Origin of the sequence: Alkaliphilus transvaalensis ATCC 700919, assembly GCF_000621485.1 — a bacterium.
Taxonomy (GTDB): domain Bacteria; phylum Bacillota; class Clostridia; order Peptostreptococcales; family Natronincolaceae; genus Alkaliphilus; species Alkaliphilus transvaalensis.
This window is the reverse complement of the sequence record NZ_JHYF01000026.1, coordinates 1-15,714: the sequence shown is the minus strand read 5'-3', so window position 1 is coordinate 15,714 and position 15,714 is coordinate 1. Positions and strand designations below refer to the sequence as shown.

The window sequence follows — 15,714 nt, the reverse complement described above, 5'->3', positions numbered from 1 at the left end:
CCAATACACTTCAAATGGGTTTAAACATAAATTAGAAGCAGCGGGAATGACGCAAAGTATGTCACGTGTAGGAAAGTGTATTGACAATGGGCCAATGGAAGGTTTTTTTGGAACTCTAAAATGTGAAAAGTATTATCTCAATAAATACAATACCTTCAAGGATCTAAATGAGGCAATAGATGAATACATTCATTTCTATAATCATAAGAGATTACAAAAGAAATTAAGCGACCTTAGCCCGATGGAATTTCGAGCTATGGCCGCTTAAATTAGTTTTTATTATTTCCAATGTCTACTTGACAGGGTGCAGTTCATCTAATATAGAAGAATGCACTTCTTATCTTACAAATTTTGATATACTGTTGTAAAAGTTTAATATTATACAAAAATATTATTTTTAATATTATTTTAATATTACATTAGAATTAGTCTCTCATTCTATCCTTTGTGTAGTAGGCGATCCCAATTGCCCCTGGCCCTACATGTAAACCTATAACAGGCCCTATATCTTGTATTTTAACATCAACTTCCAGTTTATCTTTAATCATATTTACTACACCCTTTGCTTCTTCTAAACAATTAATATGGTGGACAACAATTTCACCTAAGCCATAACGCTCAATATCTCCCATCATTTCTTCAATCATAGTAACGATTGCTTTTTTCTTAGTTCTAACCTTTTTAAAGACTGTCGTTACGCCTTCTTCTACAGTTAAAATAGGAATAATTTTTAATAGGTTACCAATGATTGCATTAGCTTTCCCTATTCTGCCACCTTTTTTTAAGTATTCAAGATTATCAGGTATAAATAAAAACCTACTCTTTTTAATATTTTCCATCGTCCCATCAACAACCTCTTTTAAACTGCCTCCGACCTTTGCTATTCTTGCAGCAACAATAGCAGCAAAACCTAACTGCATACAGTTTGAACGAGAATCTATCAATTCAATTTTAGCTTCTGGGTACTTTTCTAGAGTCATATTTTTAGCCATATGGGCAGTCGAGTATGTACCACTCATTTCTGATGAAAGCAACACACAGACCAGTTCATCCCCTTGTTCTACTACTTTTTGCATTTCATCACACATTTCTCCTAATGCTGGTTGGGATGACTGAGGTATTCCTTTTTTTTCCATCATTTTGTAAAAGGTGTCATTATCTATTTCTGTCTCTTTAAAAGATGCATCTTCAAATTTTACGCTAAGGGGCAACACCTTCATTTCTAAATCTTTAATGACTTCAGCATCTATATAACTTGTACTATCAGTAAATACTTTAATACTCATAATAGCCTCCCTTTTTTATACTTTAATTTATGTTTATTCACTCTATTTAAGTGAATTTTTACTTTTTTTATAATGAATAACTTTTTTATAATGAATAAGAAAGTACAATTTAATTATTATATATTAAAGAACATTACTTAATGAGTTTCAAATAAGTCCTTTTAAATTTTCCGAATAAATACTTTGTTCTATTATAGCATATTATTCAACATATTTAATTATTTTAGTATTATATTTAACCTAATTCTTCTACTTTTTTGGGGATACTATATTATTATAAATTACGCTTGGGAGGTGATAAAATGAAGGCATTTATTAAAAATGAATATGATCCTATTCACTTTTCATTAGTAGCGTATCCATGTAATATAGGGATATTTGATGACAGCAACCCCTTTTACAATAACTTTAATAAAGCATTGGCCCTTCAACAATATAACCATCTACTTAATGTACTTATTCAAGAGGATATTAAGTTCAACTTTTTAGACTTAATCAATAGCCCTAGTCAAGTATATACCCGTGATATTGGATTCCCAATAGATGGGCTTTTCTTCATCTCTAATCTAACTAGTGATGATCGAAGTCTAGAGATACGCCCCCTCATTGATTATTCAGTTCAAAACAACTTAGACTTTTACATTATGAAGGAAAAAGTTGAAGGTGGCGATGTCTTTGTTCATAATCAAAAAATCTTCATTGGTACAGGTGGTAGAACAACGCAACTGGCAGTAGAGGAAATTAACAATAAGCTAATGAGTGAAAAAAAGGATTTTGAAATTATTCAAGTCCTATTCGATATATCGAAAATTCATCTTGATTGTGTTTTTAACATTCTCGATGAAAGCACATGTATAATCACTAATGGAGTTTTTAACCCGATAGACATTACTAAACATTTTAAACGGGTTATAGAAGTGCCTGCAAAGGAAGTAGCTTCTTTAGCAGCCAATATCGTTAATTTAGGAAATAACAAGATTTTGTGCAGTAACGAAAACTTTAGTAATCTATTAATAAAACATGATTATGATGTGACTTTTATAGATTTTAGTGAAGTAATTAAACTAAAGGGTGGTCTTGGGTGCTGTGTTTTACCCATTATGAGAAGTAGTAAAAATATGTAATCTATCTATTTATAAAAGAGTCTCTTCTCTTATGAAAAGACTCTTTTATATTTGAAGAAAACTAAGCTATTAAAGCAATTTACGTGGGATATTTTTGATAATTATTATGTTAGTAGTTTAATTGAGGAAACTGCATATTGATATTAGATTCATATTAATACAACAATATATTAAGGTTATTGTTTTAATAGTTCTAAGAGTTTTTCTTCAATGTATTGTAGAATAGGTATATCCCCAATTGTTATTTTGGTTTCATCATATAAATCTGGTTTTACCCTAAAGAAATTTATAATTAAACTGTTATCTTTTATTTGATATTCATCTTGATGGCCTGGAATAAAAATAACTTCTAGTTCTTCATATTTTGTCTTACACCCACTATTATTTAATTTATCAATTATTGAATCTAGGTTGAGCACCTTTAAAGGAGTTACCATCATGTCGGTATAGCCCAGATCCTCCATCATCCACATGTTATTGTTCCAATATTTTCTTTCCTTTTTACTCTCGCTATGAAAAATTTCTCTATTAGAAATAGCACTTAAAACCATTCTTACGGACTCTCTAGTAAACTCAGTATCATATATGTAGCTCATTTCTGGATAGTCTGCCATATTGTTTAAGTAAGCTTCACCTACCTTTTCACGATCTTTTGTCGCCTGCCAAAAATATAGCATTCCTTCAACAGTATCTAATTTTACTTTAATACGTTTAATCATATTACCCCACCTTTGTCTAAAATGTATCAATCTTTCTTCTTTATTATAAACTACATTCCGGACTTTATCCAGCCATAGAAAAAAGGATTAAATCTCTTTTAGCTTTAAATTGGGCATTGCAATTGACCACAACAAAAAACCAGCTGTAAGTAGTCAATACGCTAAGATACTTAAAGCTGGTTTCTAAAGTTTTTAATTTTCCATTAATTTAGTAATAACTCTTTCCCCAAACTTCCCCTATAAACTGATTATCGGAAAGGGCAAGCCACCAAATTGCAATTGTTGCAGCAATGCTTATGAAGGGGACTACTATAGTTAGTAGGCCTGCTAGAATACTAATCCCAAAGACCACTAACCCAGATTCATAACTATCATAAAATTTGTAAGTTAGGACCAATGCAAAAATAATATTTACAAATGGGACCAATGCAAGTAAAATAAAGAAACCATTCATGCCACCAATGTTAGCCATTAGTACTAAGTTTAATATTGGTATAAAGGCAAAGAATGCATAATCATAATCGGCTTTCTTTGCTAATAAATATACTGGATAACTAGATAGAATATACACGATAATACCAATTAAAAATACGAAACCATTACTCATTTCAAATTCCCCCTTTTACCCGTTTGATTTAAGTTATGCTTTTAATTTTAAAATGGATACACATATTTATCAATATTTACTCACCACCTCCTTTTAGCTATTAGAATGCTCTAAAGACCAACTATGTAAATTGTACAAAAAAAGACTAACTCCCAATTATATATGAGAAGTTAGTCTTTATGAGAAGTTTATGGAGCTGCTAATTATAAAAGCATTGACTTAATAAACCAAAGATTTTTGCTGTAGCCTGCAACATGGTCTTCAAATACTGCAACAGCTTCAAAATCTCCAGCTTCATCAGCTGCATTTCTAATTTCAGTAGCTAATTCCTTCATTTTAGTTAAATCAGCTTTAACGATTTCTAATACTTCGTCAGTTGAAAATTTATCTTGATCTAATTCAGAAATAGTAGCGTTTTCTAAGTAAGCTGATAATTTAGCTAAAGGTTTAGCATCTCTAATCTTCATTAATTCTGCTACTTCATCATATTTTTCAAAGAAATCATTGTAGATAGACTCTGTATATTCATGGATTTGTACAAATTGCTTACCTACAACATTCCAATGTAAATTGTGTAATTTTACGTTTAAAACAGCTAGATTTGATAAATACTCGTTTAATTTTTTGAAATCTTTCATCTGTAATCTCTCCTTTTAACAGTTTGTTATAATTTGGTTTCTAGTATAATTTTACCCAAGGAGGTTAAGGTTAAACATCTATACTTAAGATTTTTTATAAAAATTTCGGAACTTGAAATTTTCCAATGCAATTAATGAGTCTTATGGATAACTCCTGAAAACAATCTTCATTAAATTCAGCTTCTATACAGCTATGTTTCACAATTAATGGACAAAACAATTTTAAGAGCACTTCAAGAGATTTTTGATCTCCTTCTTGTGCCATTTCAACAACTTTTTTTATTTCTCTGTTTGTCATTGTTTATGCTCCCCAATCTCTTTCTACTAACTGTTTTCGTAGTTTTTCTAATGCCGCCTTTTTAATTTTATTAACTGCTTGTTTAGTGATCCCTAGTTTTTTTCCTACTTGGGTATCCCCCTCACCTAAAATTATGCAATGATAGATTACTTCTTTTTGCCTTTTAGTTAGACTGCCAATAGCTTTTACAATCTCTATGTTATGGGAAATCTCCTCCAACAAACAGAATCTTTCCTCTTCCTGCCAAAGTATTTCTAATTGATCTTCTTTTTGGGTTTCATTACCAATGATTAAATTAATCTTCTCTTCATTAAAGTTTTCATCTACAACATTTAAGCTTAGCTCTTCATGATTTTTTATTTTGTTATGCTTTCTTCTATTTTCCATCGCTGAAAAATTAATGCTTTTTTTTATGTATCCATAAAAGAAAACCTTAAAGATATAGTCTTGAAAATCTTCTTCTAGGTTAGTTTCTTTCTCTAGATTATCTGTTGTATTATTTCGTAATAGTTCTCTTTGGTTTTGTTCTTTAATAAATCCTTCTATTAATGTCTTCATTCGCCTCCCTCCTTATGGTTTTTGTAGAGTAGGGGAATGAAATTTCATTCCCCCCTCATCAAACCGTGCATGCGGTTTTCCCGCACACGGCTTTCCGATATTCTTCTTCCTTCAGCATTCATCAACCAACAAGCTTTTTGAGTCCATTCTTGTATATAATCTCTCGAACATTAGCATTTCCAGCATATCGTCTTTTATTTTGGGTTTTATAGTTGTACCATAAAGTAAATTTCTTTATGATATACCACTCCATTTTATTAAGCTGTTTCCCTGCATTCTTCAATCCATAATAATTTCTCATTCCACTAATTTTAGGGTTTAATATTTTAATCATATCCTGTACGTCTAAGAGCAACGTTGACCTGCTGGCAAACACTCTTTTGATATTACCCCTCATCCTCTGCATAGCTTTTTGTGATGGAAATTGATGAGTTTCTTGAAATCTCTGTCCTTTCGAGGTTTCTGTTGTTTTCCTCCTGTGATGAAATCCAAGAAAATCAAAGCCATCTTTTCCGTCCCACATATTAACAAGCTTAGTTTTATCGGGGTGCAGTTCTAATTCCAGCTTTCCCATTATATATTTCACAGCTTTTAATGCATGTTCCGCTTCTTTACTTGTTCTACTGATTATTACAAAATCATCACAGTATCTTACGAGTTTCCCAAGGTGAGTGTAGTGTCTATCCCATTTTAAATCCAAGTAGTGCAGGTAGATGTTAGACAACAGTGGTGAGATTACTCCGCCCTGAGGGCTTCCAATTACACTGTTATATACTTCTCCCTTTTCCATCACCCCAGCTCTTAACCATTTCCAAATCATTTTAAGGATTCTTCTATCCGATATTCTCTGTTTTACCAACAACATTAACTTTTCGTGATTAATGTTATCAAAGTATCCTTTAATATCAGCATCTACTACCCACCAACCCTTTTTAGCTGTATCTTTTCTTATTCTGTCTAAGGCTTGGTGTGCATTCCTCTTAGGTCTAAAACCATAGGAACAGTCTTTAAAATCAGCTTCAAATATAGGCTCAATAGCTATCTTAACTGCCATTTGTATAAGCCTATCTTTAATAACTGGTATCCCTAATGGCCTTCTTTGGTCTTTACCCTTCGGGATAATAGGTTCTTTTCACTGGCTTAGGATGATATTTACCTTTTTCTAATTCATTTTGGATTTCTAGTAGGAAGGTTTCGACTCCATAATCTTCTATATCAGTAAACGTCATTTGGTCAATGCCCCCTACTCCACCATTGGCTTTAACTCTTTTCCATGCTTCAATGAGTATATCTTTTCGATACACCTTATCATACAAGGCATGAAATCTTCGCTTGTTGTTTAATTTGGCTGCAAGGTATAGCTTCCTTTGAAGTTTTCGAACTTTTTCTTTGGTGTTGTTAGCCTTATTGGCATTCACTCGCTCTTACCCCCTTTGGATAGCTTGAATAAAGTAGAGTCCCTTCCCTATCTACAGTTTTGTTGTCTGTAAAATCCTTGGTACTATTGACTCCTCCGACTCCCTCTTTGCAAGCATTCGACTTCATCTTGCGACTTATATGTAGCTTCTTTACAGTTTGCACTGTGCAAAGTAGGGTCTCTCCAGTTCCGAACCACACTTTCAGTACATGTCGCTTCCTATACACCGAGGGATTCTTTGATGGTGCACTCCAAGTTCTTCCCATCTTCCATGGTCTTCACCCATATACACAAGGCTCGACTTCCCTTTTCAACTCTGTCACCAGAGACCTTTTTGACGATGCGGCAGAATTCATTTTATGTTACGACCTGCACTTTCGCTCGCCCTGCTTTAAGCAGGTACTTTATCCTCCCGCTTGGCACCCCACATTACTGTGACGCACTGGGATTAGCTAACAGGCTTCTTGGCAATTACCCGTGCTGGACTTTCACCAGCTAGTGTGATCCAGCTTCGCTGGACGCACTGTATTGAAAAGACCATAACCCAGGAAGGTTATGGTCTTTTGGTTGAGTTTGAAAATCTGTTTATGCAATTTTTTTTGATAAGATTGTTATTTGGTTGTTGGTTTGTTGTGTCGGATAAATTACCTCAGATGTAATCAATATTGTATATTTTTTTATAAAATTCTCCACACTGCATACCCCCTATATAAAAAATAAGTAAAGACACTATTTTAGTTGTGAGCATAAAAGGTGGATTTGCTAAATAGTAGTTTATATGGCCCGTATTAAAATTAACATAACTATCTATACTATATTACCACATTATAATAACTCTACCGTCCATACCATCGTTTCCATTTGATGGATTTCCCCCTGTCGTTGCGCCAATACCGCCATTACCACCTCGGCCAATAGTTCCCCCCGTGCCACCTATACCACCGGCTCCACCATCTGACCTAAGTGTTGTTTCACCCTTACTACCTACACCACCAAAATTACTTGGGCTACTTGTTCCTCCAGTGCCTCCGTAGCCAGGTTCATCCTCCGAATACCAACTACCATTTCCACGACCACCACCACCGCCATTAGCAAAGTAAGATGTCTTAACAGAACTCCTTCCACCAGAACTTCCGTGTTCACTATTAAGTACTCCTCCAATACCACCATTACCAACAACTACGCTTAAAACTTCTCCTGGTATAACTGGAATAGTTCCTATAAAACTACCCCCACCTCCTCCACCACCTCCTCCTGTGGCATAATAACCAGCCGCTCCACGACCACCACCACCACCACCACCTGTAATTACAGCCGTGATTACTGTAACTCCATTAGGTACAGTGAAGTAATAAGTACCCCGTGTGGTGTATATTTGAGAACCACTTTCAGTTTTACTGCCTTCTCGTCTTACTATCAACCCTTCTCCCATTTATCTCACCACCTTCAATTGAATAGGTAAATTCACACTAGGCTTTTCGTTGGCATATAGAGTTACTGAATTGTTATCTGTAGTAATCCTATAAATATAACTCCAAGATTTATGTCTTCCTTCGTCCACATGATATGTTCCACTCATTACAACATCCACAATAGGATTATCTGTCGACAATATGCCTGTTACAGTTTGTGTTTTTGTGTATGGAGCAGATGTACCTACCCAAGTTGTATTTAGAGTTGTTGTATAGGTTCCAGTTGTTGCCTTTTGATTAAGTGCTACTTCTAATCCTCCAATGTTATTAATTTTATGTGCATTAGCCATACTTTCCGCCTTATGCGCCTCAAGCCCCCCAAAGGCATCCTCAATACCCTGTTCAATCTTATTTAAATTTTGGGCAGATAGAGAGGTCTCATTATCTACCCATGTTGTTTTGTTATAACTCAATTTTTTCACGTCCTTTCTACTGTAATTTCTAGAGAAATAGTTACACTTTGCTTTAGACCTTTTTGAAGGTCCATTCTACCACCAGTCATCAAACTACCTGTTCCAATTGCGCTTGTTGCCCCTTCTCCAAACAGTCCTACATTAGTAAATGTCAGATCATTTCCTTCGTTTTCATCTAAGTAAAGTTCTTTGATGATTGTGTTTTGATCAATGTAAGAATCAGCTACTTTACGAATTTTTTCTCCCTCAAGTTTTGTGTCACTAACAGAAGGAATTCTACCATTACCTATAGCAATATGGGTTAAGGCTCCATCAATATCTGCAACTATTTTATTTAATAAAACATCTGTAATCATTGCATCACCTCCCTTCTACAAAATCTATCCATCAAAAAACGTGAAGTTTCTTTAGTTAGACCTATACTCAAGTCTAATAAAAGGTTTCACGCTTAAAGGAAGTTGTATTGTTTAATGTAGGACTACACATTAAAGTTGTGCTGCAGGGTTTATAGGTAATATAAGTAACCTTAACCAACTGAGTTACTTTAACATCACTATAGAGCTTTTTAATTCTAGCAATGGTGCTTAAGTCTTCCATCTCTGTACTTTCAAGGGCATTTACCCTTTTTTCTTGTTGTTGAAGGTATTCCGATAGCTTCATTAGATCTCCTCCAATACTACACCCCTAATAATATCTGAAGGGGTTATTTCTGTACTTACTTGTGTGACTAAAAAATTACCATTAATCCCATATTCATCTATCTTTATATATGATCTTTGACCTATTTTAACTTCTTCTCTAGTAGAAAATTTTAGATAGGTTTTCACTTTACTATGTCTTCTAATTTCAGCTTTTCCAAATTGCCTAGCTGCCATTTTATCAGTAATATTCTTATTTTTAATAATCTTTTCTACTAAATAGGGATTCTCTGACTGGGTGTTTTCAAAGAAGTCAATTACTTGAATCGTTGGGTGATAAATGACTTTTATTTCTCCTGTAAAAGGGTTTTCAATATTTTCTGGAATAAATAATAACTTATGCTTCTTATTAACTAAGAAGGCTTTAGTCCCATCATCATTATTATCTAATTCCACTTCCATTGCTACATCATTTACATAAACCCTTAATTCATTAGGCTCATAAGCCAGATTAAAATACCTCTGCCTGCCATCACCTTGAAAGTATTGAGTAATTTCTTTGCTTGCAGATCTTTTACTACCAACAATCCAAACTCGATTAACAACACCAGTTGCATCATACTCCACATTAAGGGTTTTATAAATAAAATTATACTTACCACTGGCTTGCCTAACAAAGTTCACTCCATCTTCTTCAAAGGAAGAAAACAAATGAAAATCCTTATTCTGATCTATATAATAATTCCATGTTGGAATGTAATCTAAGATCGTCTTTAAGGCTTCACTAAAGGTAATGTAGTCAAAACTTAACCTCTCAATTACTACTTCACAGGTTCTTAAGTGATGGGTAGTAATTTCGGGAGCATATTTATTAAACAGGAAAATTAATATATCACTGATGGTCATATTGATAAAATTCTCTGCAACAATTCGATTCTGTAAAATATGATTATAGTCTATGGCAGAAATGTTACACACTTTTATCCCTAAATCTTGAAAATTCTGATCAAGTATTACTCCTCCATAACGTTTTAATCCATTATGTTCAACTTTTAATTCTTTAAAATGATAAAGTTGATCTACTTCTTTACACCTTAACTGATAGCTATTATTTTGACTCCCCAGATTTTCAGATACAGAAATACCCATTATTTTATCTTGTATTTCATCATTACCTACAATGACTTTCCACATACTACACACCACCTAACACTTTAGCACCCAAGAAGCTATCGATGCCTTCATAGATTTTTCTTCCATCTAGATAGATTGTAATGTGGTTGTTAGCACTTGTACTTCCTCCTAGAGCTGGGTTATATTTTTTAGGTACTACAGCTTCCCCTTTATGCAGAAAGGCTAAAGTATCTCTTGGTATATAGTTAGTACCCGTTGCTAAAGCTGGTATATTAGGCAGATTGAATCCCCACGACATGCCACCAATAACAGGTACCCAAGATGGCACACTAAAGCTAATTTTGTTCATACTATTGATCATCCCATTCATGGCTTTAATAATTGAATTAATCGCACCTTTTATCCCAGAATTCATGTCATTCCAAATATTTAATACACCACACTTTAAGTCATTCCAAACTGATAACCAAGTATTTTTTATCTTTGACAGTCCATTACTTATGCCTTCTTTTATATTGTTTATTGCATCTCTTATCGTACTAGAAATCAAATCCCATGATTGTTTAGCTTTATCCACCACCGTTGAACTAAACTGTTCCCAAATTTCTACAATATAATCTATAAAGTCTTGAATAGTAGTTAATATAGCCTCCCATTTTTCTGTTAGTGTATCTTTTAGCATAGTGAATGTATCAATTACCATATTTATAAATTCTTCGATAACTTGACATACACCCTCATAAAGACTCGTCCAAAGTTCAATAATACCTTCTCTAAATTCATCATTTGTCTTCCATAAATACATAAAAATAGCTATTAAAGCTGCTATAGCCACTATAACAGCCCCTATAGGCGTTGTTATAAAGCCAATGCTAATACCTAGCTTATTAAGAAGTGTAATTAGTGTCGTAGCAGCTATTTTTAAGTTTTCCCCAGTTTGCATCAGTGTATTAAAGGCATCAGCCGAATTTAAAACTGTTGTAATATAAGTAGCTAATATACCTTCTGATTCATTAATTGACCCATTTAGTATTTCTGCAAGTATTATTGACACTTCTCCCACTTGCTCTTGCAAATTAATCATTTCCTTCTGTAATCCTAAGAGAGCCTCTTTCATACTTTCTAGCATACCTTCGTCTATTTCTATTATCCATTTCAATTTAAACGTTGATTCTTGATTATCAAACTTACTTAATAAAGAAAATGTATCAGCTAGTTTAATATCAAAATCATAAATACATTCCTTGATCCTATCAATAGATATCAAAAAATTTGCTTCTAATTTTTCAGTTGCATCCCCAATTACCTCAAATGAATTAGCCATACTTTCTGAAACCTTATTAGTGATCTGATTTAAGCTATTGAATTCATCAAAGAATTTTTGTATTGTAATTTCTACTTTTTTTCCTATCACTTCAATTTCTTTTTCTAGTTTCAACTTCTTCACCTCCTAATTTAAACAAACATACCCTTCAAGTAATCCAGTTCGGCACTTTTTCTATCTTGGTCCACTGTCTTACTTTTCTCCTTCTTTTCGCCAAAAACCTTAAAGTTTTTCTTGTTCATGGCATTAATAATAGCTACTCTTGTTGCAATTTCCTGCAATTCAGTTTCTTGTTTTTGCTTTTCTCCATATCCTTGAAACATCAGCTGCAATTCCCTTGGGGTTGTATTATAGTAATCGGAAAAGGATATGCCTAAATAGCCAGTAGCTAACTTAAACATATCCTCATAACTTAAATCTTCCTCTTCTATTAGCTTATCATCTTTTAACTCTTCACCTATTTTTTTTTATCAGGTAAAGCTAATTGTAGGGCAGCAGCTAGTTTTTCACTGATGTACCCAATCCCCTTATCAGCCATTGACTCATCCATAATGTCACCTGCCTGATCTAATGTTAAGTTCTGGTCTTCCCACTTTAATCCGCAGTATAACATCCCTCTTAACTCTTTAAACCCTGCACCATTTTGTAATTCACTGACAGGTTTACCTAACAGATCTTCTAGTTGACAAATGTTATTAGTACTAAATCTCAAATTTCTAATCTTATCTAGTTCAATTGCAATAGACTTTTTCATTCTCTTCCTCCTTATGCTACTGTTTTAGTTAATGGGCCTGTCCCTTGAAGGGTAACACTATAGGTTGCACTATCATCATAAGGAGCCTCTATCGGAAAATCTGTAATTAAAGCTTCACCAGAATATTTATTACCTGCTGCTGTTGAAAGTTCAACCATCACCTTTTCACCATTCATATAGGCAGTTTCAAGTAATGTAAATGCCTCATCTGTCTCAACTAAAAGACCATCTGAAGCAATAGACCACTCCTTATAGCTGGCTTCATTTTCCTTCCATCCAGCAGAACTCTTTGTTGTAGTATCAATCATTTCTGCTGTTCTGTTAAGGGTACCTCCCCTTTGTCCACCTAAAACCTTATCTCCTACTTTAATAATAAAATCTACTCCTTTTGCCATTTAAAGCACCTCCGTAATTTTTAATTTTAATTGTATTTTTCCTAAAACATTACCATCTTCCAGATTCACGATATCTAATGACTGGATTTTCCACATGTGGCAATCATAATTTGGTATGATTATTTCCTCTTGCAAGGCCCTATGTATTTTAGCTATTGTTTCACCAACCTCACTTCTTGATCTACCATAAACCTCTAAAGTCTGTACAACATCTTCTCCCAGTAACTTTGTACCATATTCATTAGAAGTAGCTTCACCGAAAACTAAATAGGGTAATTCCTGTTCTTCAGAATCTTGAAAGATTCCTAGTACGCTTCCCTGCAGTTCTTGATAGTTTGAAAGCTTCTCTAACAAATTTTCTTGTACCAACAATACTCCCCTCAGATACATCTTTAGGCCCCCTTTTAATCAAACAGCTACTATATTAGCTTCCACTCCCTTAACGATTAGGTGATCTTATCATAGACTTCATGTATTTCTTCATAACCTCCCCTCTTTATCCTACATCAGAAAGTTAACAACACCCCTTAAATAATAATTAATTAATTTGAAATAACAAAATATTGTTATCGTTTTTTCATAAAACATATAAGTGTTTATCAACTTTCCACATTTTAATTATATAACACTATTTTTATAAAATCAGTTATATAAAAATTAACTTCCATCTATTTTTTGTATCCTTTCTGTTCTCTTTATACTTGTTAAATGAAATTTCATAAATATTTATAATCTACTGTAGAAGGGGGTTAAAATTTCAATTAGTTGATCTAATGCCCTCCTATTAAGCTTTTTTAACTGTGCTGTTGTGATATAATTCTCACCTCGATATAGGTTATTAAATTTAATCTCTATATCTCGCCAAAACATGTTTTCGCAATATTTCCACTGGACTATGCTTCTTTCTTGCTCTGTAAGAGAGTTAAGTCCACTATCTAATTGTTTAATCTCCATCTCTTGAAGGTCTAATCTGGCTTCATCTTCCTTAATCCATTTCTGTATCTTTGCTACAGTTTTTTCTTTGTTAATAACCTCAAGCTCTACTGGTGAAACATTTGTTGAGTTTCCTCTTGGCATTCCCAGCTCTTTAGACGTATTTGCAACAATATTCATCCATTCTTCAGGCTCTTGAAGGGCCTTTTCATAGCTCTGTATTCTTATTTTTATTGTTTCTATCTTACTAAGCTTTTTTTTGTACTCTTTTAAAATCTTCTCAATGTTAATCATCGAATATCCTCCTTAAAGTTTTTTGATATTTACGTAATTTTATTTTACTTCTACTTTAATTTACTTTTTATATTTTTCGTATAACAATAAAAATACCACGTTACACCGTCATATTTAATTACATATCGAACATACATTCTAATTAACCTTATCTATATTTTACGTAAATTTCGTAAATTATCAAGGAAGCTATCGGATAATCTGCAAGGAATAAGCGTGATATAGTCCCTCTACCTCCTTTTTTCTACTAATTACGTAATAAACGTATTTTTTTCTTTATGATAACTAGTAATTTTGATATACTATAAGTAAGCTAAATACATAGTTTCTTAAAGACATTTAAGTTGGTATATGATCAACTGCATCAGCAATATTTAAAATAAGAAACTTTTATTTGCATTTTAAAATAGGTGGTAAGATTATGAAGATAGGTAGACGTATTAAATCGTTAAGAAAAGATAATAAAATTACTTTAAAGGAATTATCCGAGATGACTAATATCTCAATATCATTTCTAAGTGATATTGAAAATGAGAGAAGTAATCCATCAATAGAAAGGCTCGAAGAAATTGCAAAGGCCCTTAACACAACCATTGCATTCTTAATGGGAGAAGAGCCTGTCTCAATTGATCTTCAACTAAAATCTCTTTTTTCAGACCCTACTCTTCGTGTAGCCTTTGAAGATTGGCACAGTTGGACAGAAGAAGAAAAAAAAGATCTGCTTGAATTTATAGAGTTTAAGAAGAGTAAAAGAAATAAATAGAGTAATGACTAAAGCAAGGAAATAAATAAAGAAATCAATTAGGAGGACAAAATGTATATTAGATTAGCCCAGAAGGCAAATGCCATTTTATATAAGTATAAAATTAAACAATTTCCCATTCCATTAGAAGTGCTAGAGTCTCTTTTAGAGGATGAAGACATTAAAATTATTATAAGAAAAAACCTTAATCATAGTTGTGTAATAGGGAATAACCTATTAATTGGAAAATGTGAAAATAGCCATAAACGTTATGAACTAAGCCATGAATATCTCCATGTAATGGAACACACTGGAAACTATTTTACTAAAGATCAAAGAACGATTGGAAAAGATGAAGCCCAAGCCCATGCCTTTGCCGCCTATCTTCTAATGCCTGTTGGAATGTTTGAAGAATCCTTAAAATATGCCAGCAATGACTATCAATTAGCAGAAGAATATGGCGTAACCTTAGACTTGGTCTCATATCGAAAGGAACTTACTAAGTCTTTATTAGAAAATAATCAATATCACCTTTTAAAGAAGGTTAATTTTTTTAATTTTTAACCGAACATATGTTCTAAGTGATGTTATTCCAATGCTGCAGATTATTTAAAAGTTAAATGAAAAACTAAATTCTATATTGCAGCAGTAAATTCTATATAACTAGAATTTAAATATGCATACCAATTCCTGTATAATTAAAGAGCAGTTGATTGCCTGCCTGTGCAGGAATGAGGTTAATATGAATAAGAAACCAAGAGGCAATCAAAAACACTTAACATTATCACAGCGAATCGAAATTGAGAAAAGTCTTTTAGCTGGTGATTCTTTTGCCGCTATTGCCAGAAAGATAGGTAAAGATCCGAGCACTATTTCGAAAGATATAAGAAGACATTCTAAAATCGCTGAACGCAAAAACATGGATTTTGCACCAATACCATGTAGTAATCGTAGAGAATGTAAGCTTA

At 33.2% G+C, this 15,714-nt stretch carries 24 protein-coding genes; 5 read left to right on the top strand and 19 right to left on the bottom strand.

The window, feature by feature from the left end; all coding sequences use genetic code 11:
• Positions 1–268, top strand: a 268-nt coding sequence (locus T335_RS0115025) for an IS3 family transposase (RefSeq protein WP_026478274.1), incomplete at its 5' end; no start/stop codon positions are given.
• 157 nt (positions 269–425) lie between these two features.
• On the opposite strand, the gene T335_RS0115020 is transcribed toward T335_RS0115025, so the two are convergent.
• Positions 426–1,286, bottom strand: a complete 861-nt coding sequence (locus T335_RS0115020) for a DegV family protein (RefSeq protein ID WP_026478273.1) — start codon at positions 1,284–1,286, stop codon at positions 426–428.
• A gap of 302 nt (positions 1,287–1,588) precedes the next feature.
• Between T335_RS0115020 and T335_RS0115015 the strand changes: the two genes are divergently transcribed.
• Complete coding sequence (locus T335_RS0115015; RefSeq protein WP_026478272.1) at positions 1,589–2,410, top strand: dimethylarginine dimethylaminohydrolase family protein; 822 nt, start codon at positions 1,589–1,591, stop codon at positions 2,408–2,410.
• A 176-nt stretch (positions 2,411–2,586) separates the two neighbouring features.
• Here the strand turns inward: T335_RS0115015 and T335_RS0115010 are convergent, their stop codons facing one another.
• The 18 genes from T335_RS0115010 to T335_RS0114920 form a co-directional block, all read right to left on the bottom strand.
• A complete protein-coding gene (locus tag T335_RS0115010; protein WP_034328680.1) occupies positions 2,587–3,129 on the bottom strand; it encodes a TDE2712 family protein in 543 nt (180 codons plus the stop codon).
• A gap of 208 nt (positions 3,130–3,337) precedes the next feature.
• Complete coding sequence (locus tag T335_RS21755; protein WP_051569347.1) at positions 3,338–3,736, bottom strand: DUF5684 domain-containing protein; 399 nt, start codon at positions 3,734–3,736, stop codon at positions 3,338–3,340.
• A gap of 203 nt (positions 3,737–3,939) precedes the next feature.
• Entirely contained in the window at positions 3,940–4,374 is a 435-nt protein-coding gene (locus T335_RS0115000; protein ID WP_026478270.1) for a Dps family protein, read from the bottom strand.
• A 94-nt stretch (positions 4,375–4,468) separates the two neighbouring features.
• Complete coding sequence (locus T335_RS0114995) at positions 4,469–4,672, bottom strand: helix-turn-helix domain-containing protein (RefSeq protein ID WP_026478269.1); 204 nt, start codon at positions 4,670–4,672, stop codon at positions 4,469–4,471.
• A 3-nt stretch (positions 4,673–4,675) separates the two neighbouring features.
• Positions 4,676–5,230 (bottom strand): sigma factor-like helix-turn-helix DNA-binding protein, encoded by a 555-nt coding sequence (locus tag T335_RS0114990; protein ID WP_026478268.1) that lies wholly within the window; start codon positions 5,228–5,230, stop codon positions 4,676–4,678.
• A 121-nt stretch (positions 5,231–5,351) separates the two neighbouring features.
• Positions 5,352–6,305, bottom strand: coding sequence for a group II intron reverse transcriptase/maturase (gene ltrA, locus T335_RS20930; protein ID WP_330371256.1), 954 nt, complete (start codon positions 6,303–6,305; stop codon positions 5,352–5,354).
• A 31-nt stretch (positions 6,306–6,336) separates the two neighbouring features.
• Positions 6,337–6,648 carry a hypothetical protein gene (locus tag T335_RS22730; RefSeq protein ID WP_242837310.1) on the bottom strand — a complete coding sequence of 104 codons (312 nt, stop codon included), beginning with the start codon at positions 6,646–6,648 and terminating at the stop codon, positions 6,337–6,339.
• An 816-nt stretch (positions 6,649–7,464) separates the two neighbouring features.
• Positions 7,465–8,079, bottom strand: a complete 615-nt coding sequence (locus T335_RS22335) for a glycine-rich domain-containing protein (protein WP_051569346.1) — start codon at positions 8,077–8,079, stop codon at positions 7,465–7,467.
• Positions 8,080–8,532, bottom strand: coding sequence for a hypothetical protein (locus T335_RS0114965; protein WP_026478267.1), 453 nt, complete (start codon positions 8,530–8,532; stop codon positions 8,080–8,082). It lies immediately after the preceding gene.
• A 5-nt stretch (positions 8,533–8,537) separates the two neighbouring features.
• Positions 8,538–8,888, bottom strand: a complete 351-nt coding sequence (locus tag T335_RS0114960) for a phage tail protein (RefSeq protein ID WP_026478266.1) — start codon at positions 8,886–8,888, stop codon at positions 8,538–8,540.
• 73 nt (positions 8,889–8,961) lie between these two features.
• Positions 8,962–9,192 carry a hypothetical protein gene (locus T335_RS0114955; protein ID WP_026478265.1) on the bottom strand — a complete coding sequence of 77 codons (231 nt, stop codon included), beginning with the start codon at positions 9,190–9,192 and terminating at the stop codon, positions 8,962–8,964.
• The gene (locus T335_RS0114950) at positions 9,192–10,364 is read right to left on the bottom strand and encodes a hypothetical protein (protein ID WP_026478264.1); all 1,173 of its coding nucleotides are present in this window, start codon (positions 10,362–10,364) and stop codon (positions 9,192–9,194) included. Before T335_RS0114950 ends, T335_RS0114955 begins: the two co-directional genes overlap by 1 nt.
• A 1-nt stretch (position 10,365) precedes the next feature.
• Complete coding sequence (locus T335_RS0114945; protein WP_026478263.1) at positions 10,366–11,742, bottom strand: phage tail protein; 1,377 nt, start codon at positions 11,740–11,742, stop codon at positions 10,366–10,368.
• Positions 11,743–11,759: 17 nt separating this feature from the next.
• Positions 11,760–12,029, bottom strand: a complete 270-nt coding sequence (locus tag T335_RS0114940; RefSeq protein ID WP_026478262.1) for a hypothetical protein — start codon at positions 12,027–12,029, stop codon at positions 11,760–11,762.
• Positions 12,030–12,085: 56 nt separating this feature from the next.
• A complete protein-coding gene (locus T335_RS0114935) occupies positions 12,086–12,382 on the bottom strand; it encodes a hypothetical protein (protein ID WP_026478261.1) in 297 nt (98 codons plus the stop codon).
• 11 nt (positions 12,383–12,393) lie between these two features.
• A complete protein-coding gene (locus tag T335_RS20915; RefSeq protein WP_034328678.1) occupies positions 12,394–12,777 on the bottom strand; it encodes a phage major tail protein, TP901-1 family in 384 nt (127 codons plus the stop codon).
• Complete coding sequence (locus tag T335_RS0114925) at positions 12,778–13,167, bottom strand: DUF3168 domain-containing protein (protein ID WP_026478260.1); 390 nt, start codon at positions 13,165–13,167, stop codon at positions 12,778–12,780. It abuts the gene before it with no gap.
• A gap of 336 nt (positions 13,168–13,503) precedes the next feature.
• A complete protein-coding gene (locus tag T335_RS0114920) occupies positions 13,504–14,004 on the bottom strand; it encodes a hypothetical protein (RefSeq protein WP_026478259.1) in 501 nt (166 codons plus the stop codon).
• 421 nt (positions 14,005–14,425) lie between these two features.
• Between T335_RS0114920 and T335_RS0114915 the strand changes: the two genes are divergently transcribed.
• From T335_RS0114915 to T335_RS0114905, 3 genes are all read left to right on the top strand, one after another.
• Positions 14,426–14,767, top strand: coding sequence for a helix-turn-helix domain-containing protein (locus T335_RS0114915; protein ID WP_034328675.1), 342 nt, complete (start codon positions 14,426–14,428; stop codon positions 14,765–14,767).
• A gap of 51 nt (positions 14,768–14,818) precedes the next feature.
• Positions 14,819–15,310, top strand: coding sequence for an ImmA/IrrE family metallo-endopeptidase (locus tag T335_RS0114910; protein WP_026478257.1), 492 nt, complete (start codon positions 14,819–14,821; stop codon positions 15,308–15,310).
• A gap of 178 nt (positions 15,311–15,488) precedes the next feature.
• On the top strand, positions 15,489–15,714 hold a 226-nt coding region (locus T335_RS0114905), incomplete at its 3' end, for a helix-turn-helix domain-containing protein (RefSeq protein ID WP_026478256.1).

Excerpts from the sequence above, each read along its gene's own strand:
- T335_RS0115000 (WP_026478270.1), bottom strand. The coding sequence starts at position 4,374 with ATGAAAGATTTCAAAAAATTAAACGAGTATTTATCAAATCTAGCTGTT.
- T335_RS0114915 (WP_034328675.1), top strand. The coding sequence starts at position 14,426 with ATGAAGATAGGTAGACGTATTAAATCGTTAAGAAAAGATAATAAAATT.
- T335_RS0114960 (WP_026478266.1), bottom strand. The coding sequence starts at position 8,888 with ATGATTACAGATGTTTTATTAAATAAAATAGTTGCAGATATTGATGGA.
- T335_RS0114920 (WP_026478259.1), bottom strand. The coding sequence starts at position 14,004 with ATGATTAACATTGAGAAGATTTTAAAAGAGTACAAAAAAAAGCTTAGT.
- T335_RS0114950 (WP_026478264.1), bottom strand. The coding sequence starts at position 10,364 with ATGTGGAAAGTCATTGTAGGTAATGATGAAATACAAGATAAAATAATG.
- T335_RS20915 (WP_034328678.1), bottom strand. The coding sequence starts at position 12,777 with ATGGCAAAAGGAGTAGATTTTATTATTAAAGTAGGAGATAAGGTTTTA.
- T335_RS0114955 (WP_026478265.1), bottom strand. The coding sequence starts at position 9,192 with ATGAAGCTATCGGAATACCTTCAACAACAAGAAAAAAGGGTAAATGCC.
- T335_RS0114935 (WP_026478261.1), bottom strand. The coding sequence starts at position 12,382 with ATGAAAAAGTCTATTGCAATTGAACTAGATAAGATTAGAAATTTGAGA.
- T335_RS0115015 (WP_026478272.1), top strand. The coding sequence starts at position 1,589 with ATGAAGGCATTTATTAAAAATGAATATGATCCTATTCACTTTTCATTA.
- T335_RS22335 (WP_051569346.1), bottom strand. The coding sequence starts at position 8,079 with ATGGGAGAAGGGTTGATAGTAAGACGAGAAGGCAGTAAAACTGAAAGT.
- T335_RS0114910 (WP_026478257.1), top strand. The coding sequence starts at position 14,819 with ATGTATATTAGATTAGCCCAGAAGGCAAATGCCATTTTATATAAGTAT.
- T335_RS0114925 (WP_026478260.1), bottom strand. The coding sequence starts at position 13,167 with ATGTATCTGAGGGGAGTATTGTTGGTACAAGAAAATTTGTTAGAGAAG.
- T335_RS0114995 (WP_026478269.1), bottom strand. The coding sequence starts at position 4,672 with ATGACAAACAGAGAAATAAAAAAAGTTGTTGAAATGGCACAAGAAGGA.
- T335_RS0115020 (WP_026478273.1), bottom strand. The coding sequence starts at position 1,286 with ATGAGTATTAAAGTATTTACTGATAGTACAAGTTATATAGATGCTGAA.
- T335_RS0114940 (WP_026478262.1), bottom strand. The coding sequence starts at position 12,029 with ATGTTTAAGTTAGCTACTGGCTATTTAGGCATATCCTTTTCCGATTAC.
- T335_RS21755 (WP_051569347.1), bottom strand. The coding sequence starts at position 3,736 with ATGAGTAATGGTTTCGTATTTTTAATTGGTATTATCGTGTATATTCTA.
- T335_RS0115010 (WP_034328680.1), bottom strand. The coding sequence starts at position 3,129 with ATGATTAAACGTATTAAAGTAAAATTAGATACTGTTGAAGGAATGCTA.
- T335_RS0114990 (WP_026478268.1), bottom strand. The coding sequence starts at position 5,230 with ATGAAGACATTAATAGAAGGATTTATTAAAGAACAAAACCAAAGAGAA.